Origin of the sequence: Parabacteroides vesiculifaciens, assembly GCF_049860805.1 — a bacterium.
Taxonomy (GTDB): domain Bacteria; phylum Bacteroidota; class Bacteroidia; order Bacteroidales; family Tannerellaceae; genus Parabacteroides.
Genome location: NZ_CP187555.1, coordinates 2,809,289 through 2,823,069 on the forward strand (window position 1 = coordinate 2,809,289; position 13,781 = coordinate 2,823,069).

General features: G+C 47.6%; 10 protein-coding genes. 3 read left to right on the forward strand and 7 right to left on the reverse strand.

Annotated features, from left to right (window positions below):
- Positions 1 to 11: 11 nt before the first annotated feature.
- The 3 genes from ACPYIV_RS11480 to ACPYIV_RS11490 all read right to left on the reverse strand — a co-directional run bounded on the left by ACPYIV_RS11480 (position 12) and on the right by ACPYIV_RS11490 (position 3,951).
- The gene (locus tag ACPYIV_RS11480) at positions 12 to 1,016 is read right to left on the reverse strand and encodes a DUF4837 family protein (protein ID WP_425883083.1); all 1,005 of its coding nucleotides are present in this window, start codon (positions 1,014 to 1,016) and stop codon (positions 12 to 14) included.
- A gap of 188 nt (positions 1,017 to 1,204) precedes the next feature.
- Complete coding sequence (locus tag ACPYIV_RS11485) at positions 1,205 to 1,876, reverse strand: hypothetical protein (RefSeq protein ID WP_425883085.1); 672 nt, start codon at positions 1,874 to 1,876, stop codon at positions 1,205 to 1,207.
- 5 nt (positions 1,877 to 1,881) lie between these two features.
- Positions 1,882 to 3,951, reverse strand: a complete 2,070-nt coding sequence (locus ACPYIV_RS11490) for an RNA degradosome polyphosphate kinase (protein WP_293733116.1) — start codon at positions 3,949 to 3,951, stop codon at positions 1,882 to 1,884.
- Positions 3,952 to 4,009: 58 nt separating this feature from the next.
- Between ACPYIV_RS11490 and ACPYIV_RS11495 the strand changes: the two genes are divergently transcribed.
- Positions 4,010 to 4,504: a metallophosphoesterase family protein gene (locus ACPYIV_RS11495; protein WP_293733117.1), complete on the forward strand. Its 495-nt coding sequence runs from the start codon at positions 4,010 to 4,012 to the stop codon at positions 4,502 to 4,504.
- 29 nt (positions 4,505 to 4,533) lie between these two features.
- On the opposite strand, the gene ACPYIV_RS11500 is transcribed toward ACPYIV_RS11495, so the two are convergent.
- The 3 genes from ACPYIV_RS11500 to ACPYIV_RS11510 form a co-directional block, all read right to left on the reverse strand.
- Positions 4,534 to 5,655: a hypothetical protein gene (locus tag ACPYIV_RS11500; protein ID WP_308526322.1), complete on the reverse strand. Its 1,122-nt coding sequence runs from the start codon at positions 5,653 to 5,655 to the stop codon at positions 4,534 to 4,536.
- Positions 5,656 to 5,716: 61 nt separating this feature from the next.
- On the reverse strand, positions 5,717 to 6,562 hold the full coding sequence (gene lipA, locus ACPYIV_RS11505) for a lipoyl synthase (RefSeq protein ID WP_293733119.1): 846 nt from the start codon (positions 6,560 to 6,562) through the stop codon (positions 5,717 to 5,719).
- A gap of 6 nt (positions 6,563 to 6,568) precedes the next feature.
- On the reverse strand, positions 6,569 to 8,743 hold the full coding sequence (locus ACPYIV_RS11510) for a S9 family peptidase (RefSeq protein WP_293733120.1): 2,175 nt from the start codon (positions 8,741 to 8,743) through the stop codon (positions 6,569 to 6,571).
- 192 nt (positions 8,744 to 8,935) lie between these two features.
- Between ACPYIV_RS11510 and ACPYIV_RS11515 the strand changes: the two genes are divergently transcribed.
- Positions 8,936 to 9,892 carry a TIGR01212 family radical SAM protein gene (locus ACPYIV_RS11515; protein WP_293740157.1) on the forward strand — a complete coding sequence of 319 codons (957 nt, stop codon included), beginning with the start codon at positions 8,936 to 8,938 and terminating at the stop codon, positions 9,890 to 9,892.
- On the opposite strand, the gene ACPYIV_RS11520 is transcribed toward ACPYIV_RS11515, so the two are convergent.
- A complete protein-coding gene (locus ACPYIV_RS11520) occupies positions 9,852 to 10,349 on the reverse strand; it encodes a DUF4251 domain-containing protein (RefSeq protein ID WP_293733122.1) in 498 nt (165 codons plus the stop codon). The two genes, ACPYIV_RS11515 and ACPYIV_RS11520, sit on opposite strands and share 41 nt — an antisense overlap.
- Positions 10,350 to 10,784: 435 nt before the next feature.
- Here ACPYIV_RS11520 and ACPYIV_RS11525 point away from each other — a divergent pair, with 435 nt between their 5' ends.
- Positions 10,785 to 13,466, forward strand: coding sequence for a calcium-translocating P-type ATPase, PMCA-type (locus tag ACPYIV_RS11525; RefSeq protein WP_425883089.1), 2,682 nt, complete (start codon positions 10,785 to 10,787; stop codon positions 13,464 to 13,466).
- The last annotated feature ends 315 nt before the right edge of the window (positions 13,467 to 13,781 follow it).

Sequence of the window (13,781 nt, forward strand, 5' to 3'; positions counted from 1 at the left end):
GTATAAACAATTCAATTCATGCAAAACGTATGAAGCGCCGCCTCCGCGCGCCGGATCAGTTTCGCCTTCTTTGTGTTCGGGGCATAGACGAAAGTTTCGGCTACGACAACCCGCTGGTTCTTTTTGTCAAGATGGGCGTGGCTGACAAAGGGACCGCCCATCATATCGCCTTCCATCTCCCACAATCCCCTTACGACGCCGCAATATTCCCCGTTCTTCGAAATAGCTTCATAAGAGGGGGTGAAACGTTTTTCGGTCGTCATATAAGAGCCTGGAAATGCACCCGGTATATGTTCTCCCAAAATGGAATCCCGCATCGCGACTAAGTAATCCAATGTAAACGCGCGCTCGCTGACATAAGGGAAACTATATACGACCATATCGATCCGTCCCCGCAAACCATGATCGGTCACCCAAAAGAAGTCCGTCGTATCTTTATAAGAACACATCTCTTCCGGAGCGTACAACTGCGCATTGAAGCGGGCCTTTACTTTGTCATTCACCCAGGCGCTATGCGAACCCGCTAAATAAGCAGCTTGCCGTTCCCGCTCTTTCTCTCCTAACCAGGCGACCAATGCCGTCCCCTGCTTTGCTAAATATTCAGTCAGAAGTTGGGAGGAAGGTGCATTGATCGTGATCACTTCCTGCCCGGTCGCCCACAGGTCTTTTTCCTTATGTACGGACACCTTCGTGTAAAGGGATTCATCTACCCGGACATTAATAATGTTGCGGACATAATGCAGCAGGCCGTCAAACTGTCCGGGCTCGGCGTAGGTCACCCGCATGGTCGGCTCGTTCTGGGGCAATCCCGGAATTGGAGCCGTCAACTGGCCGTACAACAGCCGGCCTGCTTCCCCTTCCCACATATTTTTGTCCATTACCACCAACACTTCATAAGTAAAACCGGTCGCCCGTTTCATAAAGATGGACTGTTTAGCCGTCTTGGAAGACCGGTTGCAGGCTGTCCCTCCTACCAGAACGACCAGCATCAAAAGTAATAAAAATCGTGTTCTCATACCATTCTACGATTAGATTTCTTAAAAACTAAATTCACACGAAGCAAAGGTAGGGAGGAGGGAAGAATAGAGAAAGGAATGATGCCGGACAAATAAAACTATTCCTAACAGACTAAATTACAAAAAGATAAATAAGAAGAACAACCGCTAATAAGCAATTAAGCGGACAATCCGCCTCTTTCCTTCCGTTAATAAAGGCGGATAAATTGATCCAAATCGACCTTTTCATCCAACCCGAGCTTCTTCTTCAACCGGTTTTTCGATTTGGTCAGAGCCTCGGATGTATTATTGAAGACGGCCAACTGCTCCTTCCGCGAGAAGTCCCATTTTACCAGGCAACAGATTTCCTGTTCATGGCGGGTGATTCCTTGCTTCTCCTTCATGCCGGAAAGGATATGATTGAAAAGGATATCGGTCAGATGGAACAGGTCATTCCATTCCTCGCGGGTGAGGTTCGTATGAAGCGGGTCTTCTTTCAGCTGGATCAGCATAGACAACACATTGGCATCGGACAGGTCCGTGTTTTCGGCGGATAAAGAGGCAATCGTCCGCTCACTCTCGCGCAGCTTCTGGCGATAGAATTCCAAATCGGAGAGCCGTTCCCGGTACTGTCCGGATTCGGATGCGAGGTGCAGCAGCTCTTCTTCCAGTTGTTTCACCTGCCTGGCATATTCGTAACGTTCCTTTTGCTGCCTGCACATCGTCGCCTTGTTCCGTTTCAGCTTCTCCTTTACCTGGCGGAAGCGTTCCTGCCTGCCGCCCGTACGATAGCCAATGCCGAATCCGAGCAGAGCACCTGCTATCAGTGCGACAAAGCCCAGGCTGAATAGTACGAATGTCCAGGAAGAAGGAAGTTCCATACGGCTTACATTTTGTTTTTCAGATATTCATAAATAGCTAATTGCGCCCGGACCTTCACCGGGTTGTCGTCCCGCTTGAAGTTGTTATGCAAGTGTTCGTCGAGCAAGCAGGCTTTCACGTTGTCCTGCAACTGGATGTTCAGGATGTCGATAATACTTTGCTTGATCTCCGCATTCAGGATCGGGAAAGCCGTCTCTATCCGGCGGTTCAGGTTCCGGCGCATCCAATCGGCGGAGGTCAGGAACAAATCTTCGTTGCCGTCATTATAAAAATACCAGATACGGGAATGTTCCAGAAACATATCCACGATACGGGTAACCCGGATATTCGCACTGAACGGCCGGTTGGGAACCAGGCAACAAATGCCCCGGACAATCAGGTCGATCTCTACGCCGTTCTCGCTCGCATAATATAGTTCGTTGATCATATTCTGGTCATGCAGGCCGTTCATCTTCAAAACAATGCGGCCTTTACGCCCGGCCTTCGCATGCTCGACCTCCCGATGGATCATACGCGTCAGTTCAGGAACCATATTAAAACGGGCGACTAATAGATGGCGGAACGTCGGTTCGTTCATCTTTCCTTCCAATACAGCAAACACCTTGTTGATGTCGGTTATCAGTTCGGCATTCGAAGTCAACAGCGCCATATCCGAATAGATACGCGCCGTCTTCTCATTGAAGTTACCGGTGCTCAGATAGGCAAAGTCCCGCCGCTTGGCACCCTCTTCCGTATCTTTCCGCAAGATAACCGCCACCTTGGCATGCACTTTCAAGCCGGGGATGCTATAGATGATGCGGATTCCAGCCTGCTCCATCCGTTCGGCGGTACTCATATTGTTCTCTTCGTCGAAGCGGGCTTTCAGCTCGACAAAGACCGTCACCTTCTTCCCGTTCTGCGCCGCACTGATCAGCGTGTTGATCACGGCCGAGTTTTCCGCCACCCGGTATTGCGTAATCTTGATTTCATCCACTTTCGGATCAAAAGCCGCCTCCATCAGGAAACGGATCAGGTAGTCGAAAGACTGGTACGGGAAATGCAACAGGATATCCCGCTTCTTCACCGCCCGGAAGACGGAACCCGTCTCGTCGAGGAAGGGCACACGCATAGGAGACGGGATTTGCTGCTCCAACTCTTTTCCTTTCGGATTCGGCAGCTTGGCCAGGTCCTGCAGGTTATTATACCGCCCGCCCAGTACCAGATCGTCTGTGGTGATGCCAAAAGCATTGCATACAAACGCCAGGAAATCATCGGGCATATTGCTGTCATACATAAAACGGCTCAAGGCGCCGATCTTGCGCTTCTTTACTTTCTTGCGGATATTCTCGACGATATTCCCGCCTTTCTCGTCATCCAAATAGATATCGGCATCGCGCGAGATCTTGATGCTGTAACAGCTCTCCACCACATAACCGGGAAAGATGCTGGACAGGTTGGCCCGGATAATATCGTCGATAAACATAATATAGTGTTTCCCTTCGTGCGTAGGCAACTCGATAAAACGGGGTACTTTGGCATACGGGATCTTCATCAAGGCATAATAATACTCCGGCACATAATCCGGCTCCGCCATCCGTTTGCTCTTCTTCATCATCCGGATTACCAAATAGAGGCGGCGGTCCCGTATGAACGTACGGATATCCCCCGCCTGTATCATGACTGGCGAAAGGAAAGGGAACACCTCTTCATTGAAGAAATTATGCACAAACTCTTCGTGAAAGGGTTCGGGCCGGCTGTCCTGGTAGAGGTAGATGTCCTGCCGGTTCAATTCCTGCAACACTTTGGAGAATATACGATAATATTCGCGTTGCTGCCGGTTCACCTCTTCCGTGATCTCGGCAAGCGTCTCTTCCGCCTCCGCCCCGCTCTCTTCGGTGAAATTCTTTTTCATGATCACCCCCCGGTGCTCGGCAACCCTTATTTCGTAAAACTCTTCGAGATTGGACGAATAGATCGAAAGAAACTTGATACGCTCATAGATAGGGAGCGTTTCATCCTCCGCCTCCAGCAAAACGCGATAGTTGAAGGACAACCAGCTAATATCGCGCTTAAAGTATTTATGTGAATTCTCCATCGTATTATTATCTTCGGTCGGTAAATATAAATACTTTTGCGGGATAAAAGAAATTGTTATGCTTAAAATAGGACTTCTTTCAGATACCCACGCCTGGTGGGACGACAAGTATGCAGAATATTTCTCCGAATGTGACGAAATCTGGCATGCAGGCGATATCGGTTCGGACGGACTGGCGGCACGGCTGGCAGCCTTGAAACCGTTCCGCGCCGTATATGGCAACATTGACGGGCAATCGCTTCGCCTGCAATATCCACAGGTCGCACACTTCAAAGCCGAGGAAGTAAACGTGATGATGACGCATATAGGAGGCTATCCCGGACGCTACAACCCGCTTATCCGGAAAGAGTTGTACGACACCCGGCCCAATCTTTTCATTGCCGGGCATTCACATATCCTGAAAGTTGCGTTCGATAGAAGTTTAAATTGCTTGTATATGAATCCGGGAGCAGCCGGTAAGAGCGGGTTTCATCAGATAAGGACACTGGTACGCTTCATAATAGACGGGAAACAAATTAAAGATTTGGAAGTTATTGAATTAGGCAATCGGTAAGAGTGCAAACGTTTGCACCCTTACCGATTTTAACAATCAGCACAGCAGAAATTTTCTGCCAGCAGAACCGTGTTTTGCAAATAAGCAAATTCCTGTTCGAAGTACTCGCTGAAAACACCTGAACTCAGATTTTCTTCAATCTGTTTGGAGGTCCAGAGTTTCCCGCCAGGTTGCTTAATCTGATTCATAACCTCTTCTGAGCGCACACACATCACATACAAGTTCACCAAATGTTTCACCTTGTCGTTTTCAAATGTGTACCGAATCAGGAAGCGGGGCATGACATCTTCTTTTTCACCTAAATCGCCCATTGTTTCACGTACCGTACTTTCTATACTATGGCGGAACAAAACATAGCTGTAAAACGGATAATCGATCGCATCAGGAGATACAAAAGATTTTTTACTTCTGCTTACCAGATAAAGCATTCCCTGGTAAATAACAGCTACACGTACGACCGGATGATAATACTTCTTTGGTAACGAACGGCTTACGGAACGAGCTATACACCCGATCACTTTCCCTCCATCATTCAATACTGGCAACCACATTTCCTTGCGAAGGCTGCCTTGCATCATCGAGATTCTTATCTGCTCATACAGAATCAGAAATACTCCGATAACGATCCCAAGCTCCCTGTATAAAAAACGTTCTATACGCACACTCTGCATTGTTTCGGGCAGAATACTGTATACCAAAATGATAAACAGATGCAATGTATAGAGGTTCTGGATGAGCTGGGCAACAAAAAAGAATTCATTTAACGTAGTACGCATCAATGTCCGCTTGTAGGTCGGATGCTGAGAGGTCCGGATTCGTCGTAATATTGTCCGTTTGGCAAACCCCAAAAACGCCAATACAACTACCAGTAAAACTTCTGTTATCAACGGAGAATAAATGAACAACACCGGCTCGAGCCGAAGGCAAAGAAAAATCGAATAAAGAACTAATGTTGTCGCAGCCGGTAATAACAAAAATTGATAAACCTTATCCTTACTCAGGATCTGAAACAAAAAAATACAAACGAAACAAAAGGTAACGCCGATTATGAAGGACAACAAATACGAAAAATAATTATCCAAAAACATAAACAGCAACAACGGCACTAAGCCAATGGCCTGATTATCCAAGCCTCTCTTCACTTTGTTCATACCCTTTCCCCCTTTTTTCCCTTTATAACATAACAAACAGCACAGAGAAATGTTCTCGCCCTCATACGTGTTTTTCAGCGTGATAAGAGGAGCGGACCAGCGGAGCACTCTCCACCTTCTTGAACCCTTTTTGTAAAGCAATTGATTTATAAGACTCAAACTGCCCGGGTGTAACATATTCCTTCACCGGAATATTTTTGCGGCTGGGTTGCAAATATTGTCCTATTGTCAGGACGGAAACGCCGGCAGCCCGCACGTCATCCATTAATTCACAAACCTCCCCGACCGTTTCGCCCAGCCCTACCATAATGCCGGTTTTAGCGACAACGCCTTGTTCTGCGATGCGTGCAAGCACAGAAAGGCTTACATCGTATTTCGCGGCACTGCGCACTTCGGGACTGATGCGGCGTACGGTTTCCATATTATGGGATATAATCTCGGGAGCGGCTGCCACCACTTTGTCTACCAGTTCAAGCCGTCCCTGAAAGTCGGGGATCAGAACCTCGACCGTCGTTTCAGGATTGACCGTTTTTATCGTACGAATCGTATCGACCCAATGCTGCGCACCCAGATCAGGCAAATCATCCCGGTCGACAGAGGTTATAACCGCATGTTTCAGCTTCATCAGCCGGATGCTTTCCGCTACATTCGCCGGTTCTTTCGGGTCTAACGGGAGCGGCTTACCGGTCAACGTATTGCAGAAACGGCAGGAGCGCGTACAGATATCTCCGGCAATCATAAAGGTAGCTGTTCCCCTACTCCAGCATTCTCCCATATTCGGACATTTCCCGCTGGTGCAGATCGTATGCAGGCAGTGGGATTCAACGATGCTCTTTGTCCGTGTGAACTGTTCGTTCCCACCCAGCCGGATCTTTAACCAATCCGGCTTTCTCAAATGTTCTGACATTATAAGTTACAAATTATCAAATAAAAAGTTAGACATTCTGGTATACAGGTGATAGCGGGTATTTCCACCATAGATGCTATGGTTACGGTCTTTGTAAACCTGCATTTCAAACTGTTTACCGGCTTGTACCAAGCTTTCAGCATAATCCATTGTCTGCTGGAAATGCACATTATCGTCGGCTGTGCCGTGAATCAGCAACAGCTTTCCTTGCAGGTCCTTTGCCAGACGGATCGGTGAAGTAGCGGCATAGCCTTCAAAATTTTCTTTTGGCGTACGCATAAAGCGTTCCGTATAAACTGAATCGTAATATTTCCAATCGGTAGGAGGTGCAACAGCGATACCGGCTTTAAAAGTACCGTTACCGACACTCATGGACATCAGCGTATTGTAACCGCCGAAGCTCCATCCCCAGATAGCCATACGGTTCTTATCGACAAACGGCAACTTGCCTAAAGCCTGTGCCGCTTCCACCTGGTCCTTAGATTCCAGTTCACCCATCCGCAGATACGTGCATTTACGAAAAGCTTCTCCACGGGCACCTGTTCCACGTCCGTCCACACAGACCGTTATGATTCCGTTAGCTGCCAAATATTGTTCCCAGTCAAAACCGTATTTATCCAGCACTTGCTGGGAGTTCGGACCGCTGTACTGGAACATCAGAACCGGATACTTCTTCGATTCATCGAAGTCGGCAGGTTTCACAATCCAGGCATTCAACTCATAATCAGAGGCTGTACGCACCTTGATAAACTCTTTCTTGGCGTACGAATAGCCTGCCAACTTGTCGATCAACCGGGCGTTATCCTGCAGGACACGCAACACTTTATTCGACTTCGTCTCGTTCACGGTAATCTTTACCGGTGTATTCGCATTTGAATACTGATTTACATAATAAGCGAAGTTTTCGCTGAACGTAGCATTGTTCGTTCCTTCTTGCGACGATAGTTTAGTCTTTACCCCTTTCGCATCGATCTTATATATGGCGCGGCGGATCGGGCTTTCTTCAGCCGATTCATAATAAACCGTCTTTGTAGCTTCGTCATAACCCAAGAAAGCCGTCACATCCCAATTGCCTTTCGTCACCTGACGCTGCATGACGCCTGTAGGAGAATACAGGTAAATGTGTGCATAGCCATCCTGTTCATTTACATACGAAAAACTGTTCGCATAGAACCGGATAGAGTTCAACCACTCCGAATCGACATACGCCTTGTTCTCATCACGCAGGATCAAACGGAAAACGCCGCTTTTCGGATTCGCATAATACATATTGAAAACATTCTGATGACGGTTCAAAGTCATAACAGCCAGCTGATCGTCATTATTGGTGAAAACGATCCGCGGAATATAGCTGTCCGCTTCCACCGGAACTTTTAATTCTTTCGTATCTTTCGTCGCCACGTCATACGCATGCAACGTGACTTTCGAATTCTTCTCGCCGGCCTTCGGATATTTATAATTATAATAGCCGGGGTATAATCCCTCTCCGAACATCTGCATCGAATATTCGGGCACTTCCGATTCATCGAAACGCACAAATGCCAACTGCTCGCTGTTCGGCGACCAGGCCATCAGGTTGGTTACGGCAAACTCTTCTTCATATACCCAATCGGTAATACCGTTCAGGATTTTATTCAGCTCCCCGTCTTTCGTTACCTGGACTTCCGTATCGTAATCGAATTTACGGATCCAGATATTATTGTCGCTCACATAAGCGACCATCCTTCCATCCGGTGAGAAAGTCGGGATCATCTGCTTGCTTTTCGAATCGGAAATAGGTTTCACGTAATTGCGACGCACGTCATAGTCGTACACATTCGCCTTGAACGAACGGCGGTAGATCGGTTCCACATCGCGCCATACGAGAATATGGTGCCCCGTGCTGCTGATCGTATATCCGTCGAACTTGTCAAACGTACATTCACGCGCTTTCCCTGTGTAGAACAGGGTATCGACCGGATTTCCGGTACGATAGGAATATTTTATAATCATGTTACGGGCATCGTTCATCGCCGTATAATGCTCGCCGTCAGGCATAGAACGCATTTCCCCTATGTTAGTCACCTGGCGGAACTGGCCATCTGTAATTTCCTTTAAATCGACGCGTTTGCTCCCATTCTGTGCTGCCAGGCTCCCAACCAGCAGGAACGAAAGTAAAGCACCAAACCCTAATCGTTTCATGTATGATTCTATTTTTATCTTAATAATTCAGTTAGAACGGATTGCAAAGTTACTACATTCTTGCCGTATTTGGCAGAAAAACGTCAATGATTAAAGGATATTTGTGTAGAATAAAGGCATCCGGATATCATTTTATCAAATTATTAACCACCGGACATTGCCCTTTAACCATTATAAATTACCTTTGCCCGCATGGAAAACAGCAAACCATATCGTGATTTCGGAGATTTCCTGCGGGAAGTATTCCCTTATAAAGTACAAAAGATATCGATCAACGCCGGTTTCACCTGTCCGAACCGGGACGGGACGAAAGGTTTCGGCGGTTGTACCTACTGCAACAACCAGACATTCAGCCCGGAATATTGCCATACCGAAAAAAGCGTGACGGAACAACTGGAGGAAGGCGTCCGCTTCTTCTCACGCAAATATCCGGAGATGAAATATCTGGCCTATTTCCAGGCATATACAAACACGTATGACGAACCGGATTCACTGATTGCGAAATATGAGGAAGCCCTCGCCTATCCGGGCGTCGTCGGGCTGATCGTCGGGACACGGCCGGACTGTATGCCGGACGCGCTATTAGATTATTTCGCTGCTTTGTCCAAAGTAAAGTTCGTCATGATCGAATACGGCTTGGAGAGTACGCTGGACCGCACCTTAACCCGTATCAACCGCGGACATACGCATGCCGAATCGGAAGAGGCCGTTCGTCGCACGGCTTCCCAAAACATCTACACGGGAGTCCACTTGATCTTAGGCCTTCCCGGAGAAAGCCGGGAAGAAATACTGCACCATGCCGACATCCTGTCTACCCTTCCGATCACGACGCTGAAGCTCCACCAGTTGCAGCTTATCCGAGGGACACGCATGGCCAGGGAACAGGCGGAACACCCCGAACAGTTCCATCTCTATACCGCCGATGAATACATCGATCTGGTCATAGACTTCATTGAACGACTAAACCCCTCTATTGTCGTAGAGAGGTTTGTATCGCAATCCCCAAAAGAGCTGCTGATTGCACCGGATTGGGGACTTAAGAATTTTGAATTTACGGCTAAGGTAAATAAACGAATTTCCGAACGAAATGCGCGGCAGGGGCGTCTGTTCAATCCTCCTTCTTCGGAGCCAGTTCTCCCTGGTATGTGATATTCTGTCTATTAGTCGGCGTTACGCTTATGATCGCGGAACCATTTGAAAATACTTGCACATCGAAACGGAAAGTATCTTCTTTGGTACGAGCTACGAATTTAATTCGAGCGGTTCCCTTCTTATCGAAGGTTGATTGATAATCGGTAATTGATTCTTCAAAACGCATCCCGTCACCTCCTCCATACGGCAAAGAATAGGCCCTACCGAAATAAGGCAGATAAGAAATCGCCGAGTCACCGCGCATTTCAAGAGAATAAGGAGTAGTCAGATTAACCGTACGTCCTCCCATTGGCAACGCCCGATCCACATCTATGGTGAACCGGCCGTCTTCTATCATTTCTTTTATCTCTTTTGCTTTTTGTTCTTTCCTTTCCTTCTTACTTTGAGAATAAAGGGATTGCCCTCCAATAAGAAGGACAATCCCCATCAAAAAGAATAACCTAATGTTCCTCATATAACCTTAAATAACTAAACACTATTATTTGCCTTTGTATATATAAGACAGTTCATCGCCTCAAAAAGTTTATTCCAACAATATTAAAATACATTAAAGCGGCCCTTTTTAGTAATAAGTATAAACCATAGTCTACCGCTTTTACAGATCAGACCCCAAGTAGACAACCAAAATCATTAAACTACACTACAGGCAATGACTTTTCTCATTAGCATGAGAAAAATTTCCCACGTGGATGAGAATTTATTCTCACCATGTTGAGAATTTTTTCTCACAACTAAAAGAATAGTGAGAAAAACAAACGAATTATTCGTAACGCAGGTTAAACCGTAGGACTAACCGCCTTATTTCAAACATTAACACCTTGTATTTGTATATGTCCCATAACTTTGCGTAATTTGTTCCCTCAATTTTCTGAAACAGATTAATAAATTTATGGAGAAAAAACATCAGTATCAAGGATTAACCAAACAAGAAGTTGAAGAAAGTAGGCGCCTTCACGGCGAAAATATCCTCACACCTCCCGAGAAAGCCTCTCTGTGGAGCCAATTCCTCGAAAAATTCAACGATCCGATTATCAAGATTCTGTTGGTAGCATGGTTCTTGTCCATGATTATCGCGGGTGTACATTGCTGGGGGCCGGAGGCTAAAGGCTTCACCGCCTTCCTCGAACCGATCGGCATATTCTTTGCAATCATGCTGGCATCTTGTGTCGGCTTCTTTTTCGAAGTCAAGGCGAACAGGGCTTTTGACGTACTGAATACGGTCAACGACGATATATTCGTGAAGGTGATCCGCGCAGGGAATATCTGCCAGATTCCACGAAAAGAAGTCGTTGTCGGCGACATCGTCGTGCTGGAAACAGGAGAAGAAGTCCCAGCCGACGGACATTTATTGGAAGCGATCTCCCTGCAAATCAATGAATCGACACTGACCGGCGAGCCTATTATCAGTAAGACGACGAACGAGGCTGACTTCGATGAAGAAGCGACCTACCCTTCCAACGTAGTCATGCGCGGGACGACTGTCGTCGACGGACATGGCGTGATGGCTGTGGAAAAAGTCGGCGACGAGACCGGATATGGAAAGGTGTATGAAGGCTCGCAGATAGAAAACAATATCGACACGCCGTTGCAGATGCAGCTGGCCGGGCTGGCCAAGGTGATCAGCAAAGCCGGCTATGCGATTGCCGCCATCACATTCATCGCACTGCTGACAAAAGTATTGTTGTCTTCATCCGGAATGCCGGTCATGGATCTGATCTCCCATATCCTGAATATTTTTATGGTAGCGGTTACGCTGATCGTCGTATCCGTACCGGAAGGGCTGCCGATGAGTGTGACTCTCAGCCTTGCACTCAGCATGAACCGTATGCTGAAAACAAATAACCTGGTCCGCAAAATGCATGCCTGCGAAACAATGGGCGCCACCACCGTTATCTGTACCGACAAGACCGGGACGCTTACACAAAACCAGATGCAGGTGTACCAAACGAACTTTTACAACCTGAAAGACCAGAAATTAGGAGATGACGAAATCAGTAACCTGATAAAAGAAGGGATATCGGTCAATTCGACCGCTTTCCTCGATTTCTCCGAAGAGAAGATAAAAACATTAGGGAACCCGACGGAAGCAGCTCTGTTGCTATGGTTGAACAGCCAACATCAGAATTATCTGGAAATACGGGAAAACGACCGGATACTGGACCAGCTGACATTCTCCACCGAACGGAAATATATGGCGACAGTCGTACAATCTTCCTTACTGGGCAAACGTGTGCTCTATGTCAAAGGCGCCCCGGAAATCGTATTGGCAAACAGCAAGCGGGTTGCAATCGACGGGAGCTATAAACCGGTAGAGGAGTGCAAAGCAGGCATCGAAAAACAACTGCTGGACTACCAGAATCAGGCCATGCGTACGTTGGGATTCGCCTACCAGATACTGGAAGACGGGCAGGATGCTGCGTTCTTTGTGAACGGGCGGCTGCACAACACGGATCTCACCTTCTTAGGTATCGTCGCCATCTCCGACCCTGTACGTGCCGATGTTCCGGCAGCCGTCCAGAGCTGCCTGGATGCCGGTATCGACATCAAGATCGTGACCGGCGACACTCCGGGAACGGCCAAAGAGATCGGACGGCAGATCGGGATCTGGAAAGCCGGAGACACCGAACGCAACATCATCACCGGACCGGGCTTCGAGGCCTTGACAGACGAGGAAGCGCTGGACCGTGTGCTCGACCTGAAGATCATGTGCCGCGCCCGTCCGACCGACAAGCAACGCCTGGTACAGTTGTTACAGCAAAAAGGTTCCGTAGTTGCCGTAACAGGTGACGGGACCAACGATGCACCCGCCCTGAAAGCGGCACAAGTCGGCCTGTCTATGGGAGACGGAACCTCCGTGGCTAAAGAGGCAAGCGACATCACGATTATAGACAACTCGTTCAGCAGCATCACCCGTGCGGTGATGTGGGGACGCTCGCTGTACCGGAACATCCAGAAATTCCTGTTGTTCCAGTTGACGATCAATGTGGCGGCCTGCCTGATCGTATTGTTAGGTTCCTTGTTGGGCACCGAATCTCCGCTTACGATCACACAGATGCTTTGGGTGAACCTGATCATGGACACATTTGCCGCCGGGGCACTGGCTTCGCTGCCGCCTAACGAACGGGTGATGAAAGACAAACCCCGCCGAAGCGGCAAGGATGGCGATTTTATCATTACCCGCCCGATGGCGTACAACATTTTCGGTGTCGGCCTCGCATTCGTGATCGTTTTGATGGGGTTATTGCTCCACTTTCATGCGCAGGACGGACTGACGCCGCACGACTTATCCTGGTTCTTCAGTTTCTTCGTGATGCTTCAGTTCTGGAATATGTTCAATGCAAAAGCGTTCATGGAAGGACGTTCGGCATTCGCCAACCTGAAAGGTAGCAAGAGCTTCTTGCTGGTTGCTTTGCTTATCATCGTCGGACAGTACCTGATCGTGACGTTCGGCGGCGAGATGTTCAGTGTCATCCCGTTATCCTGGAAGGACTGGGGAATCATCATCGGCTCGACTTCGCTGGTTCTCTGGATCGGAGAGATCGGGCGGCTGATCGGAAGGTTGAGAAAATAAGAAAAAAGAAAAGCGCTGTCAAAATCGACAGCGCTTTTCTTTTTTCTTATTTTCCTCTTCCTCCTATTCTTTTCTCAATTCATAGTTCCGAATCAAAAGTACAATAATAAGGCCAGAGGTTTCATCATACTTTTTTATCTTCTTTATGTTCAATCCGATACTTATAGATAAGAAGTGCAATCAAGCCAATCGTACTACCTATAGCCAAACTTCCAAATAAAACTACTGCAGGTTCCATACTCTTTACTTTTTATGTTTTAAATTATAAATAACAAATCCAGTGGCCACAAACATAACAGTAGACCAAACTCCTAC